This is a genomic window from Psychrobacter sp. 4Dc, assembly GCF_002836715.1.
Classification (GTDB): domain Bacteria; phylum Pseudomonadota; class Gammaproteobacteria; order Pseudomonadales; family Moraxellaceae; genus Psychrobacter.
The window spans coordinates 1-16441 of record NZ_PJAT01000147.1 but is presented as its reverse complement, the minus strand read 5'-3'; the positions used below and the strand labels follow the sequence as shown (position 1 = coordinate 16441).

General features: G+C 41.6%; 13 protein-coding genes. 2 read left to right on the top strand and 11 right to left on the bottom strand.

Features of this window, described 5'->3' with window-relative positions:
• Nucleotides 1-66 precede the first annotated feature (66 nt).
• On the top strand, nt 67-585 hold the full coding sequence (locus tag CXF61_RS12845) for a DUF302 domain-containing protein (protein ID WP_165598486.1): 519 nt from the start codon (nt 67-69) through the stop codon (nt 583-585).
• A gap of 90 nt (nt 586-675) precedes the next feature.
• On the opposite strand, the gene CXF61_RS12840 is transcribed toward CXF61_RS12845, so the two are convergent.
• From CXF61_RS12840 to epmB, 8 genes are all read right to left on the bottom strand, one after another.
• Nucleotides 676-963 (bottom strand): DUF4031 domain-containing protein, encoded by a 288-nt coding sequence (locus tag CXF61_RS12840; protein WP_057761296.1) that lies wholly within the window; start codon nt 961-963, stop codon nt 676-678.
• Nucleotides 964-1058: 95 nt separating this feature from the next.
• Complete coding sequence (locus CXF61_RS12835) at nt 1059-3323, bottom strand: transglutaminase TgpA family protein (RefSeq protein WP_165598485.1); 2265 nt, start codon at nt 3321-3323, stop codon at nt 1059-1061.
• Nucleotides 3320-4336, bottom strand: a complete 1017-nt coding sequence (locus tag CXF61_RS12830) for a DUF58 domain-containing protein (RefSeq protein ID WP_165598484.1) — start codon at nt 4334-4336, stop codon at nt 3320-3322. The genes CXF61_RS12835 and CXF61_RS12830 overlap by 4 nt, the downstream gene beginning before the upstream one ends.
• A gap of 247 nt (nt 4337-4583) precedes the next feature.
• Complete coding sequence (locus tag CXF61_RS12825; protein ID WP_165598483.1) at nt 4584-5609, bottom strand: AAA family ATPase; 1026 nt, start codon at nt 5607-5609, stop codon at nt 4584-4586.
• 42 nt (nt 5610-5651) lie between these two features.
• Nucleotides 5652-6086, bottom strand: a complete 435-nt coding sequence (locus CXF61_RS12820) for a c-type cytochrome (RefSeq protein ID WP_228706802.1) — start codon at nt 6084-6086, stop codon at nt 5652-5654.
• An 88-nt stretch (nt 6087-6174) separates the two neighbouring features.
• Entirely contained in the window at nt 6175-8262 is a 2088-nt protein-coding gene (locus CXF61_RS12815) for an EAL domain-containing protein (RefSeq protein ID WP_165598482.1), read from the bottom strand.
• Between the two features lie 322 nt (nt 8263-8584).
• On the bottom strand, nt 8585-10342 hold the full coding sequence (locus CXF61_RS12810; RefSeq protein WP_165598481.1) for a hypothetical protein: 1758 nt from the start codon (nt 10340-10342) through the stop codon (nt 8585-8587).
• 367 nt (nt 10343-10709) lie between these two features.
• On the bottom strand, nt 10710-11717 hold the full coding sequence (gene epmB / locus CXF61_RS12805) for an EF-P beta-lysylation protein EpmB (protein WP_165598480.1): 1008 nt from the start codon (nt 11715-11717) through the stop codon (nt 10710-10712).
• 160 nt (nt 11718-11877) lie between these two features.
• On the opposite strand from epmB, the gene efp reads away from it, so the two are divergent.
• Nucleotides 11878-12450 (top strand): elongation factor P, encoded by a 573-nt coding sequence (gene efp, locus CXF61_RS12800; protein ID WP_160022040.1) that lies wholly within the window; start codon nt 11878-11880, stop codon nt 12448-12450.
• A 158-nt stretch (nt 12451-12608) separates the two neighbouring features.
• On the opposite strand, the gene CXF61_RS12795 is transcribed toward efp, so the two are convergent.
• The 3 genes from CXF61_RS12795 to CXF61_RS12785 form a co-directional block, all read right to left on the bottom strand.
• Nucleotides 12609-14411, bottom strand: coding sequence for a GAF domain-containing hybrid sensor histidine kinase/response regulator (locus tag CXF61_RS12795; protein WP_227526698.1), 1803 nt, complete (start codon nt 14409-14411; stop codon nt 12609-12611).
• Nucleotides 14412-14441: 30 nt separating this feature from the next.
• Entirely contained in the window at nt 14442-15302 is an 861-nt protein-coding gene (locus CXF61_RS12790) for a tRNA threonylcarbamoyladenosine dehydratase (RefSeq protein ID WP_165598478.1), read from the bottom strand.
• A 100-nt stretch (nt 15303-15402) separates the two neighbouring features.
• On the bottom strand, nt 15403-16335 hold the full coding sequence (locus CXF61_RS12785; protein ID WP_227526704.1) for a TatD family hydrolase: 933 nt from the start codon (nt 16333-16335) through the stop codon (nt 15403-15405).
• Nucleotides 16336-16441: the final 106 nt, after the last annotated feature.

Genomic DNA, 16441 nt, shown 5'->3' with positions numbered 1-16441 from the left:
TGAATATTCGGTGTTGCTCATTATAGTTAGGACTGACCATACTACAGATAACTTAAAGGTGTAATTATGATTAAAATCGTCTCTATAGCTGCGCTAGCAGTGGCCGTTTCCTCTTGTGCCAGTATCGATACGCTGCTGGATAAAACCAATAGCACTGGTGCTATGACAGACACAACAACCTCTATCAATGCTGAAAAAGGCTTGGTGACCATGCAAAGTAATCACTCCGTCCAAGATACCGCAGACAAACTGGTCTCAGTGATCGAAAGCAAGGGTATGAAAGTATTTGCACGAGTCGATCATCAGAAAAATGCACAGAGTGCCGACTTATCATTGAGACCAACGCAAGTCGTTATGTTTGGCAACCCTAAAGCGGGTACGCCATTAATGAACTGTGAGCAAACCGTTGCCATTGATTTGCCGCAAAAAATCTTAATTAGCGAAGATGCTGATAAGAAAGTATGGCTGTCATACAACAACCCTGACTACCTCAAGACACGTCACAATATCAAAGGTTGCGATACTGAGATTGCTAATATTTCAAAAGCACTTAACGCTATCAGTACTGCAGCAACGGCAAAATAATGTGTTTGGTATAGTTGAATAAATATACATTCGATTAGATAAGTGAACAGACAATTGAAACATTACTTATTTACTTGAAAAATCCTCATATTAAGAATGACTAGATTGCTCTATCTGGTCATTCAGCTCTACTTTTAATTTCTTTGCACACTCGATAATCTTTTTTCTATCGGCAGGAATAGCACCTTGTGCAATAGCGATTTCACGCATTTGAACCGTGATATCATAGTGAGGATAGCTAGCGTTACGATGAAATAGACGCGCATCCACATCAATAAATGCCGCAAAATCATGCAGCTCTTGCAAGCTATCCGCCAACATATGACACCACTTATGGCCTTTGAATTTTATCTGTACAAAATCTACATATATCGCCATATAACCACCTCTCTACTTATTCACTAATTCGCTTATCTATTTTTTAATTAGCTCAAAACACCTTAGCAAGTTAATAACACTATGATCAAAAATCTCTATAATAATGCGCGTACATCTTTTTTAAGTTGTTTGAGTCGTTCTTGATACTCGCTATGACTGCTATCAAATGTACTCAGTCGTCCATAGCGTAACTGACGGTAGTTTTGTCTAATTTCAATAAGCTTTGTCTGAATAACGATTGGGTCGCTACTATCTGTTAGCTGACTCGTAGCAGATTGGGTATTGTCACCCTGACGGCTATCAATAGCTGATGCCAAACGTTCCAGCCACGCTAGCTGCCCTTCATTATCATTGCGGGCTAATAATTTGTCGTGTTTGGCAACACGTTTTGAGAGCTGAGCAAGAGGTAGGTCTGCTGGATGCCAACGCTTGCGGCGGCGATACCAAATGACAAATACTAAGATAGCCATAACGGAAACCGCACTGGTGGCTAACCAAATGATTTGCTGCATGATTGAGCTGATATTGAACCATTTGAGTAGCGAGTCGACCTGTTTGTCTTGGTCATAGCCGACTACGTCTTTTTGCCAGTAGTAGCTCGCTTGGTCTGATAGTCGGCGTAGCGTTTGCAGCATTTGATACTGCTGATAGCTGATTTGTGCACTGGCGCCATTGCCAAACATAGCCGCCCCTTGCTGCTGGGTCATCGTATTCATACCTTGCTCTACTCGCTCAGGCGCCACAAAGGCTGTCGGATCCACACGTACCCAGCCTTGACCCTCAAGCCAAACCTCAGTCCATGCATGCGCATCCATTTGCCGCACTTCCCATACGTTACCATTGCGACTCGGCTCACCGCCTTGATAGCCCGCTACTACTCGTGCAGGAATACCAGCGGCGCGTAGCATAAAGGTAAAGCTTGACGAATAATGCTCACAAAACCCTGCTTTGGTTTCAAATAAAAATTCGTCAATACGATTGGTATTGAGCCGTGGTGGCGACAACGTATAGCGAAACTCTGTTCGATTAATCCATTGCTCAATAGCAGCGATGTAGCGAACAGGGTCTGAACCTGACTGCTCAAATAACTGCTTAGCAAGCGCGCGCGATTGAGGGTTACCTTCGTTAGGCAAGGCAAGGTTCTCACGTCTTGATGCCTCTATCAGAACTGGATCAATACGCATCTGTGCAAACTGCAGCACATCATAGCGAAGCTGCTGCGTAACAGGTTGACCCTTTGATAAGGTAAATTCAGAGGTAGTATTGATATCTGGCTGCTCAGAGAACGGATAATCAAGACCAAATAGCCAATTTTGCTGAGTGGGTTCTAAGATAACCTTGTAATTGACAGGTGCCGCCCTTAATTCGTCAGGTACAGTAGCAAAGGCATTCTGAATCCATGCAGGTGCTTGCAATCTCGACGACCATTGATCCCTTCGAGAGGCTAGTCGCCATGTAACCCCATCAAAATCACTAAATACCAAACCACGCCAATACAGCTGCTGCTGCGGTGGACGCTCATCTGCAAACTCTACCCGAAAAGCCAGCTCAGTAGACTGTCCTAAATTAGCAAAATCACCAGGCGACATACTGTCAGAGACGCCAGTAACGGCTTGCTGACCTGAGAGCTGCACTGACCACAGCGGCGGCAGTCTCGGAAAAAACAGAAATAGCACCACCAATAATGGTAACGCGCCAACCCCTAACACACCCAATGTACGCAAGCGTCCATCACCGCTAGCATTGCTATCATCATTAAGCGCAATAAATGCTAGCAATACAATGACTGCGCCAACGATCACTTCTAAAGTAGTCAGTAAACCTTGGTCCATCAAAAATAATGCCGCAAGCACGAACAATGATAAATTCAAAACCACATAGGCATCGCGGCGCTTATATAGCTCCCATAGCTTACTAACTAAGCATAGTACTAAAAACGCCACGCCCATATCCAATCCAAACGCTGTATTGTAGGTTAGCCACAGACCTAATAGCCCCAGCAGAAAGCCTAGCATTTGTACACTTTGATAAATACGTTTTAGGTGCGATAGTTTCTTGAATTTAGCTTTGATATGAGGCAATTGAGCGGCGATACTGACGGCGGCAAATCCTATCAGCCATAATGGCAAATGTGCGGCATGCGGTAACACAACGACGACTTGAGCAATTAATACCCAATAATAAGCTGGCAGTGCAAATAATTTACGATACCATTTAGCGTCATTTCGCTCAGGTCGAATTGAGACTTTTTGACCTAAAGCCAACTGCTCAAAGCTGGCCGTTTTTGTAGCATCGACCGCAGAATACTCTGTGGACAGTGTATCAACATCAGCAGAAGATAAGCGTTTAGAATTGGTCATGGTGCTTTCGCAAGCCTTAGCAAGCATGCTTGCGCAAAGGATTCTCCGTTACCCATCTCCGTAGTAGCAGGAGTATCACTAGGTAAACGCATTTGAAACGGCACGCCTAGCTGACCTAGCGTCAATGCGCCATAAGCCAATTGTGCAAGTTTTTGCTCGTGATGTGCAGCTGGCATATCTGCATAATCAAGCGTTTGCTCATGACCGACCGGATCAGCGAAGTGCTTGGTCAGCATGCCTTGTCCCCGCGCTACATGCCCCCAAGAGACTCGGGCCAATGACTCACCCTCGACATAGTTATCTAATCGCTCAAAGTCGTCCTGACCCTGTCTATACTGTCCACCTGTTGGTAAGTCCTCTAAGCTTGCGATTGCATATTTTGCTTGCCAGTCGAAGACTTCAGGTTTTGGATATACCCAAGCTGTACGCGCAAAGTAGACATAAGACCATGCACGCATGATACCTAAGGGATAAACTGTTTTTATTTTTAACCGTGGTAGTTCAAGTTGGCCACGGTTGTAAGTCTGGACAGGAAGTCGAATGACTTGCTCACCTTGTAATCGTGTGATGAGTATTGAGCTTTGCGTGTTTGTGCCATTTTTGGTTTTTTTATTGGTTATCTGCTCAAATTCAAATAGCAACTGGCGCCTTGGTTGGCGACTATCACTATTCAACTGTAGCGTAACCCAAACAGGCAAGCCAGCTTCTGTCATAGTGACTTCTAGCAGACGCACTTGCAGACCAGATATATGAGCAAAAGTAACATGAAAACTAATTAGCCAAATACTGACCAGATAAAAGCACAAACCAAGCACTAAGTTGTTGCCATAGTTGATACCCGCGATAAAGGTAATTACTAACAATACGGCGAATAGCACTCCTTCACGACTAAAGAAAATATAGACATTACGCAAATTAAGCGTAGCACTATCACTCTTAGGTGCACGCGCGGCAAACCAGCGGCTCAGAGCTGATTTTATTGGTGCGGTTAATGTCTTTGGTAACAAGCTCATGACTACCCTATTATTACCATCTAAATAACAATGCTGTCAGTATTTGTATCTGACTGACAAACAAACTCACGAATAGAACGATACAGTTGATTCAGGACAATTTGAATACAAGAAAAGCGGGGGAAAATACCGTAAATAGTAAACTGAGTGACTTTGATATTTTTTCTAAGTTATATAGCTTTGACTATGTGTAGAACTACGTTTCACCGATGCAGTTAATCAATACGGTCAAACAGTCTGCCAGCTGCTAAGCAACGACTGACACTTCTGCTAGGATACGTTGGGCGATGGTTTTTGTCGCTTGTCCACCAGTCACATGTGCAGGTACGAAACGCTGACCGAGGCGATGATCAGTGACCGCAGCAAACACCGCTTGGATATCTTCAGGGGTCACTTCCATATATCCCGATACATAGGCATGCGCTTGGGCAGCACGTTGTAGTGACAATACGCCGCGAGGTGATAAACCATGATACTCTTGGCTTGCACGAGTTTTTGCAACCAGTCTTTGCAAATAATCCAATACAGTATCTGCCACATAAACCTGCCTGACACCCTGCTGAGCCAATAGTACAGCTTCAGTATCAAGCACCGTATCCAAATCTTTGAGCAGCTCGCGACGATCTTTACCTTTTAGCAGCTCACGCTCTGCGGCAGGCGATGGATAACCTAACGATAAACATAACAAGAATCTGTCTAACTGCGACTCTGGGAGCGGATAAACACCTGCTTGTTGCAATGGATTTTGGGTGGCAATGACAAAGAATGGCTGTGGCAAAGGATAAGTCTGGCCATCTTGTGTGACTTGGCGCTCTTCCATCGCTTCAAGCAACGCACTCTGCGTTTTGGGACTGGAACGGTTTATTTCATCAGCAAGTAATAACTGTGTAAAGATAGCGCCCGGACGAAACTCAAATTGCTGTTTACTTTGGTCGTAGATGCTCATACCTAAAATATCAGCAGGCAACATATCATTGGTAAATTGCACTCGGCTAAAGCTCAAACCTAACAGCTGTGCCAAGCCCTGTGCCAAAGTCGTCTTACCCATACCAGGCAAGTCCTGCAATAACAAATGACCACCTGCTAAGATACAACTGAGTGCTAGCCTAACTGCTTGCGGCTTGTCCAATACAATCTGATTTAATTGCGCTAACAGCTGTGCAATTTGCTGCTGATTGCGTTGAAAATCAGCCGTACTAGGGATGGACTGGCTAAGCGGATTCGCTGTTATATGAGAGGTAGATAATGATCTATCGTTAGCTGCATGGGTCATAGTAGGTTATTGGCTCATTTTTTAGGTCATAACGATGATAAGTCAGTTTACATCATCTGTAACGGTTGGTGCAGCGGCACGGAGCGTAGATAAATAAGCAATAATATCAGCACGCTCTTTCGCATCTGGCATCGGGTCAGACAGCATTTTGGAGTCTGGCATGGCTTTTTGTGCATCTGCAATGTATGGATCGAGTGTCTCTGCATCCCATACCCAACCTGAATCTTCTAACCCTTTGCTGTAGGTATAGTCTTTTAACTCGGCAGCCGGCGCACCATATATATTCATTAATTGTGGGCCTTTTTTATTCAGACCTGCATTACGTTGATGGCATTGACCGCAAGCATCTTTATAAATTATTGAGCCGTTGTCCGCATCCCCGTCGGTATATAAGGGCAGAATCACAGGAGCGCGGTGGTCAGGTGGTGTTTTCTCACAAGCTGTGAGCAACAGAACAGCAGCCAAAAGGCTGCTCATTTGATATCTACTAATAAGGGACATTTTTAGCAATCTTTAGTTGAAGAATATTATCGCTATGACATAAACGATATGACATATTGGCCTTTTAACTCGCTACCTTTATTGTGCTACTAGGCTCTTCTAAATAATACCCCTGCAAATAGCGTGCGCCCACACTCCAAGCGACCGACATCGTTGCTGCATCTTCGATATAAGGCATGAGCACATCAACTTTGATATCATTAGTGCGCATGATGATAGACTTGACCGTTTCTAAATTTTCTGCTGAACCAATGTCTTGAATATAACTGCGTGCCAAGCGTACCATATCAGGCTGGACAAAATTGGCAATTTCGATAGATTTGGCAGACGAGCCAAAGTTATTAACACCGATTTGACAATTGACATCGTTAAGCGCGGAAAATTGAGATTTTGCGACGGTTAGATGATCAGAGATATCTATTTCATTGAACTGGAGTGTCAATACACCAGCTGCACCGCCTACTGCTTTTATTAATTGACTGGCAACAATCGGCAATTTTTTATCAACCAGTGAAGCATTGGTTAATTGTACTAACAATTTGGCTTCAGGATGAAATTTGCGGACATCGTTGATTTTCTTACAGGCATTGATAAGCACCCATCGGTCAATCTTCTCTAACAGTTGATGCTTTTTAGCCACTGCCATAAATTGATCAGGGGTTAATACCGTATTGTCAGCATCGGACAATGGTAGCCTTAGATACACTTCAAAGAAGTCGCTACGATCGTTGTTGATGTCGTATATTGGCTGAAATGATAGCTCAAAGCGGTTATTAGTAATAGCATCCACTAATGACTCAGCAAGTGCATGATCGTCACTATTGGCATGTTCGCTTGGGTCATATATACGGTAAGACCCGCCACTATTAGAAGTCTCTACCATGATTTGGCTGATAGCATCCATGGCGCGTTCTAATATAATGACAGGCTCTACAGGATTTTTTTCAATTTTGACAACAGCAATACTGACTGTTGTACTCGTTGTACGTTTATCAACTTCAATAAACATACCCTTGATTGACGAACCGATATGTTTAGCAATCTCTTCAAGATCACTCGTCATCTTGTTTTTTACTAAAATCGTAAATGCTGTATCGCTAAAACGGCTCACATGCCCATCAGGTACTAGCTCAGTTAATGTGTGGGCAACTTGTTTGACCGTTGCATCTATTCCTTGTAGACCTAAACTACTTCTTATTTTTCCTACATTATCAACCTGCACATATAGCAGGGCTGCGGTCATTAGTCCTTGGGACGCCTGCTGATGTATTGCTATCATCTGCTCTTCAAAACCACGACGATTATCTAAGCCAGTTAAATTATCTTTACGTTCAGCTTCAGCTAAACGCTTAGCAACCTCCGCACTATTATTACTATTCTGCTGAATAATAATCTGAATGACTGGCTCGCCCTCTAACGTGGCTGATGCTAATTGTAGTTTCGCTTCAAAAGTGCTGCCATCTGTCCGCACACTTTCAAAATTAAACTCAACGTCTTGGCGACTGCCTTTGTCAAACTGACGTAAAAACTGTTTAAATCCTTTGACACTATCACCACCCGAAATCAGATCAATAATAGGCACGCCTACCGCTTCATTCATTGATTTGAAACCGAATAATTGGAGATAGGGATCATTAGCAAAGATATGAATCCCTTCATCAATATAAGCAACCGCGCTCTTGGAGTTCTTAATCAGCACATTAGCACGTTGTTCTGCTTCAGACAGTACTTGACGTAAAGTTTTTAGCTCACGACGACTGCGCAAACTACTATGCTGTAGACAAATAGCCATGACGACAGGCATTTCTTGATCGATGGTGAGCGCTTTGACCATTGTGCCACTAATAACAGTAGGTAGTCCTTCCTCATTACAAGCTGTCGTCGCTATCTCTTCGTTCACTAGACAAATCATCGGCAGATCAATATTTTGCTCTTGTACTAGGCTCACTACATCCGTAAAGCTCATATCATAAGCCTTACCAAATACCAAGATATCCCACGGTTGGCGTAAGAGTTTCAATAGCTCTTCTTTATCGTCCAAAAACCCTAAATTTACATTATCGTAATAAGGACTCAATAACTGCACAAGACGTTCAGCGTAGAGCTGATCATCATTGATTACCAATAAATTTAAAAGAGATTGAGAGCGCATAAGGAGCCTTTTAGTCGTACGTATTGTTATCTTTTATTTTGTTACTTTACATCTTTGCCTAAAACTAACCTAGCACATAAAACATGCTAGCGTTAATATTCTATTAACCCTATCAGTATAGACTGAGTTTTCACTATGATAATTATTTTATAGTTAGAGATATCATAAAAGTCAGAGTAACAATATTTATCATTATAGACAATAATTAGACCAACTGCAGATTAACTTATGCCCTTTGTCGCCTACTATATTACTGACGAAAATCTGTATAAACTCTCCGTTATGGCCTGAAATACTTGTCGCATCTAAGTACCTCTAAGCGCTATAACTGCGCCACCTCATATTGACTAAACTTATCAGTCATCATTAGCCTGCGTCCTAATCGTAGAGTGGTTTGTTTATTACCAATACGCATGACGACTCTATCATCAGCTTGAAAGTAAAAAGGCGGTACGATTAGCGTGCCAGTCGTCTGTAGCTGTTCATCTTTACCGAGAATAAATACCGGTACAAAATGATGACTTCGCGTTTTACTGCCTTCCAAACGTAATCCACATGCCACAATTTTATGCCCGAGTATTTGCCATTCCACTTCTGGATTTTTAGTATCTACATTGAACCAGCGTACCACCCCTATTGACCAATCAGGTTGTTCTGTATTTTCAGAGCCATAGACCAAAATTAAACTCATTATGTGTAAGGGCTGCGGTGCCGTTAGAGAAAGGTCAGAGTCATGTTTTTCTACAATAAGCCTCTCTTTATTGAAAATATTTTTGTCTGCAACCTTCTCATTAGGCTTACCATTTTTTGGCAACAAATGCAGTTTGCGATATGCTGAAGAACTTTCATAGTCGTCAAATATCTCAATATTTATAACGCTACTGCGACTACGCTCGCTATCAAATGTATCGTATAAAGGCCTGTCTTCTTCTCGTAGATGTTTGATAGCGATCAAATTGGCAAAAGTTTTTGAATGACCTACATGGTAGTGTATATCATTAAAATTGGTGATTAATTTTGCCTGCTGCTTGCTAGTATATTTGGTTGGTAAGGTAGGTGGCGGCTGCAAATAGCGATAGCTAATGGTCATCGAAATAGCATTAAGCAGACTATATTCTGCTGTGTTGCCTTCATCGATAAAGGCTTTTTTACGTGACTCAAAATATTCAATTATCGGTGTCAGTTCTATAAATAGACAGTCATGACGATCTTCATAGGGGTTGATATGAGAGTTGACGGTCAAATAGCTTGGTGGCTTACTACTATGAAGATCAACGAAAACTTTTGTCTCGGTGGCGGGCTCCATTGTCGCGACCATGTGTTTAGCCCAGTCAGGCAATAGACGCTGTACGAGTAAGATATTCGGGCGCCTCATAGCACGCAAATTTAACAAGTGATGCAAACAGATTTGGCAATATAGCTGATGGATACTGTTTGTTTGATTGGTGACAGTATGTAGACTTAAATCCATATCAGCTACTTTTTTCTGATGAGCCAGATAATATAACTGATTGACTTTAGACCACAGGTAATCTGATGGCTTTCGATAGCACAGTGTTTCTTCTGCTAATAGTTTTTGGTATCTTAATAGTGATTGATAAATCGCAATAGCAAGCGTGCTATCAGGTGTAGTCTCAGCACCAAAAAAACGCTGCCAACCTTTACCAGAAGATTGGTTTAAGGAGGCTTCTGACAACTGCGTCTCACGACGTATGACTTTGTCGTAAACCATAATAATTAAATAATGCAGCGATTGCATTTGAGCGATATAAGACATCTGATCCTGACTAAGCGCACCTGTCTCATAGATATAGTGCTGCCTAAAAGCTGCAATCAGCCGGTCTGAAGCATCAATGACTGTTGCCATTAATTTAAGACGCTGTTGTTCATCCATATTGGATTCACGTAATACTGTCAGTAGACTCTCTAAATGTTCTGTTTGCTGCTCTTGGCTGAGCGCCGGTAGCGTTGCCAACATTTTTAACAAGTAACGTTCTTGACCATTTACTGAGCGATTAGATAGCGGAGGTAGTGGCTCTGTAGAATCTAAATGCTCTTGAAGCATTGATAACGTTATCATCAGTATCTTTACTCTCTATTAGTCACTCTGAAGCAATCAGTAATATGCAGCAGTACAAATACATGCATGGCATAAAAAATGTTTGTCAAGCTCGACTATAGAAAAGTGATGATATCTATTTATTGTGAGCCTAAATCTAGCAGTACGCTCTGACAATACCTACATACTGGCAGAGTCTTGAAACTAGCGTTATATGCTTTTGATTAACTGGTATATCGACAACCTATATTCTGTTCCAATCATATATCTATTTACACTTATAAAAAAGCATAAATCCTAGATTTTGATTTTTAAAGATACTATCCGCATCTTTTTTAAGAGCCGCTCTTTGTTTACTAATTTCTCTAAGCTAATATAGTGCCCTACATTAGCTATTGCTGTAAATATCAATCGGTACTTTAAAAGGTCTATTCGGTAACTCTCTGACCAACTTAGGGACGAGGTAGCCTGGCAATGATGCTAGTAACGCCCAATACAGCTCAATCGCTACTTGCTCACTACTATCGAAATGCGCTGCACCAGCTACTTTATCCAACACATGTAAATAGTATGGTAGCACGCCAGAAGCAAACAAACGCTGACTAAGCTTCACTTGCCCGTCAAGAGTATCGTTGACACCTTTTAACAACACGGCTTGGTTTAATAGCGTAACTCCAGCTGCTCTAGCACGTTGCAAATACTCAGCGGTTGGTACATCTAGCTCATTGGCATGATTACAGTGAATGACCATGACAATATGACAGCGACTTTGAGATAACCTCTCTAACAATGCAGCGTCCAAGCGTGCGGGTATCACCAATGGCAAACGCGTATGCAGCCGAATGGTAGTAATCTGCGGAAGAGATTCCAAAGTATCTAACCATGAAAACAAACGTCGATTGGTCACATTTAGTGGGTCACCACCACTTAAAATTACCTCATTGACCTCAGGATTTGCATTAATATAATTGATGATATTTTCTTTTGCATCAGCAGTCGGCATATTGGCACTATAGTCAAAATGCTGACGAAAGCAGTAACGGCAGTGAATAGCGCACGCGCCTGTAATCGTTAACAATACTCTCGACTGATATTTATGAAGCAAGCCTTTCACAGGGTTTTGAGTGTTTTCGCTTAGCGGATCTGCTACGTAGCCTGTGACATTGATTTGCTCTTGCTGGTCTGGCAACACTTGTTTAAGCAGGGGATCATTACGGTCGCCAATAGCCATTTTTGCCACAAAGCCACGCGGCACACGCAGTTCAAAATGCTTAGGTACGTAAACTTCTGCACGCATTGATTCAAGCTGTAGGTTACTCAATAGCTCATCAACAGATGTAATAGCTTCCGATAATTGCGTTTGCCAGTTTTTTTGTGTGATTAAATGGTTTATCATGACAGCCTATTACCTGTGCCCAAAATCCGATATTATACGCCCTTAGTGTCTAGCCTATCAAAGTATCCTCGTTAATCCGTAAATACTTGGCATAACAGAAAATTTTGGTACAGTCAGCCCTATGTCTTACTATTATATTTACAACCCCTAGGAGTTTCTTGTGGCAAGTTTTTCTACTAATGAATTTAAAGCTGGTCTAAAAGTGATGCTTGATGGCAACCCTTGTGCCATTCTTGAAAACGAGTTTGTCAAACCTGGTAAAGGTCAAGCCTTTAACCGTGTTAAGTTGCGCAATCTTCGTAGTGGCAAAGTACTGGAACAAACTTTCAAGTCAGGTGACAGCCTAGAAGCTGCTGATGTGATGGATACTGAAATGAACTATCTATATAACGATGGCGAGTTTTGGCATTTTATGCATCCTGAGAGCTTTGAGCAGATTCAAGCGGACAAAAACGCAATGAGTGATTCAATCAAGTGGTTAAAAGAAAACAGCAATGCTCTATGTACCATTACGTTATTTAATGGCGCTCCTCTGTCAGTCACGCCGCCTAACTTCGTTGAGTTAGAAATTGTAGAAACAGATCCTGGCGTACGCGGCGATACTTCAGGCGGTGGTGGCAAACCTGCTAAATTAGAGACAGGTGCTGTTGTACGTGTGCCATTATTCGTGCAACAAGGTGAAGTGGTACGTGTTGATACGCGTACTGGCGACTACCAAACTCGCGTGAACTAATATCGCTCTAAACATGACTGGTAGTTGATATTTACTGATATCTTTATCATCAATAAAAAAGCTTAACCACCATATAGGCGGTTAAGCTTTTTTTATATTTACCGATCATAGTTACATTAAAATGCTAATCAATGGCGCCAATACTAATATTTAGTAAGTTACTCTTCTTCCAATGATTGCTTTTGTATCAGCCAATACTGTACTAAGGCATTTAGCTGCTCTTGCTTAAAAGGTTTGGTGCAATAATCCTGCATACCAACTTTCAGATATTTCTCACGCTCGCCGTCCATTGCATTGGCAGTCAAGGCAATAATGGGCGGCAATACTTGAGGATCATATAATTCATGCAATTTAATAGTCGCCTGTACCCCATCCAAAATCGGCATGTGATGATCCATTAATATCACATCATAACGCTCAGGGAATAAAGCAAAAGCCTCAATTGCTTGCTGACCATCAGTAACATGAGTGACGGTATGACCACTGTTGGTTAGTGCTTTTTTGGCAATAATCGCATTAACAGTATCATCTTCAACCAACAAGATATGGCCAGACCGCTCATGCGTAGGTTCAATCATCGTCATATCGTTAGAGTCTTGCCATACCTCATACTTGTCTTCATCAATAGTAGTCAACGGTAATAAAACACTAAATGTCGTACCAACCCCTACTTCACTGTTTACGTGAATCTGACCACCCATCAAATCGACTAGGGACTTACAAACAGACAGTCCAAGTCCAGTACCACCATAAATACGATGGGTAAACTTATTTGCTTGGTCATAAGCATCAAATATCGCCTCTAATGACTCTTCTTTGATACCAACACCCGTATCTTTCACTTCTATACACAAAGTCATGTTCTGACCAGTTTTATCGCATTCTATTTTGCTTGCCTCTTTTTCTTTACTCGTACTCACAAATTTTTCATCGATGTTATTTGGACAGTAGCAATTGTCCATATGTTTAACATCGATACTTACTTGACCACCTTCACGCGTGAATTTAATCGCGTTATTGACCAAGTTTGCAATAATCTGTTTTAGACGTACAGGATCACCGTTTACATAAGGTGATAGCGTTTCAGTATAATTATAATCTAAGGTCAGGCCTCTTTGACGTGCCTTTATTGCAAATAAACTGACGACCTCATTACATAAGCTAGATAAATTCAATGGAATAGAATCAATCGTCATTTTTCCAGACTCAACTTTTGATAAGTCCAAAATACCATTAATGATGACCATCAAATGCTCGTTAGAAACTTTTATATTATCAACGTATTCTCGCTGTTCATTACTGAGTTGGGTATCGCCTAACATCTCTACCATACCGATAATACCGTTCATCGGTGTGCGAATTTCATGACTCATATTAGCCAAAAAGCTCGATTTCATTTCATTAGCACGCTTAGCATCACGCTGCTTATCCTGTAATTGCAAAGCATCAGCTGCCATTTTGGCAAACTCTGCCAAGATCTCTGATTGTTGTTCATTAAAACTATGATTAGGCTTGATATCCATCAAACATAATGAACCCAGTCGATAGGTTTTATTGTCTTCATATAAAATAATGGGTGCACCTGCATAAAACCGTAAATAAGGAGGCTCTATGACAAGTGGATTTTGATTAAAACGGCTATCTTCTAATGCATCTGGTACGACGAAGACATCATTTGTCAGTACCGTATAATTACAAAAAGCAATATTACGTGGTGTTTGACAGATATTACCAAACAAGCGATCGGGTACACGGCCTGTTTTTAGATACTGGGTTTTCTCATCCATAAAGCTGATCATGACAACTGGCACATCAAAAAACAGCTTGGCAAGATCAATGAGACGCTCAAATGCAGACTCCTCGTTATTGTTGAGCACATCATATTTTCTCAGTTTATGAACACGTTCTGATTCATCTGCCGTTACTGGATAGCTCTGCTGAGGTGAGTTAGATATAGACAAGGTAAACTCCATTAAATAATATCAGACACATTAGTTACGACTCGTCTGTCTTATTAATAATTGTAATGCTTCACTCACCATAATCATCGCCACCACTGACGTAACGACCACTGCTGAGCCATAACCACCGCACTGTAAACCGCCTGTTTGACAGCTTTTATCTACAATCGGTGGCTCTGTCGAATAGACACATTTGATACCAAATTTTTCTTTTAAAGCACTATTAATGCCTTTTTCGTGGCGTAACTTGTTGCGTAACTTTGCTAATAGTGGGTCTTGATAACAGTCACGCAAATCACTTACTCTAATCTGACTTGGATCTATCTTACCACCTGCACCACCCGCACAGACCAACTTTAGTTTATTAAAACGACAGTGTAAAGCGATTGCTAGTTTCGCATTCATATCGTCTACGCAATCTAAAATAACAATCGGTTTCCCCTGAGCATTGGCAGATTTAACTGCTTCACGACTTGGTAAGAGTGTAGCGACATTATCTACTGTCAAAAAGTCATCGATTAAATTTAAGGTTACTGTGGGATTAATCTCTCTAATACGAGTTGCCATTGCTTCAATTTTACTTTGTCCAAACGTGCTGTCTAGTGCAGGCAGTTGGCGATTGACATTAGACGCAACCAATACATCCAAATCAATCAGCGTAATCGTTCCCACTGCTGTCCGAGCCAGCGCCTCTGCTGCCCAAGAGCCCACTCCTCCTACACCAATAATGTAGACATGAGCTGCCGAAAAAGTATCAACCGCTGAGGTACCATAGAGTGTCCGTGTACCTTGAAAACGACGATCGTACTGCTCATCTTGTTGGCTCGATTCGTCTTGTGCAAGACTGTCTTCGACGGATTCTGGTTGTTCAAATTGTCGCGTGTCACTCATAACAGATCAAATTCTCTTTTCAAATATTTTGGTTGTCATTTATTTGGCTAGTACTTTTTAGCGTCTAATTACAACGATGCTTTTCTTATAAATAGTATAGTTACGTTGAATAAGCCCAGTCTACTTTCAGAGCATCACAGCTATTTTGCCATAACTGCTTAGCAAGTTTATCATGTGGTATTTCTAATAGCTCACTCAAGCTTGCCAATACCCATGGGAGATTGGCTGGTACATTCCTATTATGTGAATCAGTATTATCCGTTGTCTGACACATAATAGGTGTCATATCTGGACAATCCGTTTCAATGACCAAGCATTCGATGCCATGACTCTCAACTGCTACTTGAATAGCACGGCGCAGTTTTTTGGCATTCGGATTGGTTATCTGACCAGTAATACCGAGCTTAAACCCCAATTTTACAAAAGCCTTCGCCTCTTGTTCGCCACCACTAAAGCTATGGGCAATACCACCTAATTTATGCGCATCGTATTTATGCGCTTTTAATATTGCGAGCGCTTCAGCATGCGCTTTACGAATATGCAGCATTACTGGAAGTCGATGGGCCACTGCTATATCCAACTGCGCCGCAAAGAACCTTTTTTGTTTAACAAATACATCAGGCTGCTTCATTGCATCGGTAAAGGTGTCTAATCCAATCTCACCAATAGCTAATGGACGACGCTCTATCACCATTTGCTCAAGTTGTATCAAATGATCGTAAGTATGCTGCTCAATATAAAATGGGTGTAAGCCAAGTGCGATATGGGCTGTAACATTGCATTTATCTTGGTTGTTTGCCTTGGTCGCAGACGATTGCGACAGTTCATTGATGGAGTCTTGAGTATCGTACATTCGATCAAAATAATGGTATAAATAACCTACTAGCACTAAGTGACAGACACCTTGACTATAAGCCTGCTCTACCTGCTGCCTTCGGTCAGTATCGAATACAGGAGCGTCAAAATGTGTATGCGTATCTATAAGAGGATAGATATTTTTTAAAGCTTCTCTAGCGTATATTCTCTCAGCCATAGTCGCTGATTCGTTGCCACACATCAATAAACTCCAAAACTGACTTTTCAGAACATAGAATTGAGTAATAAACACTGAACAATTTTTTCTATATTAGTATTTTTAT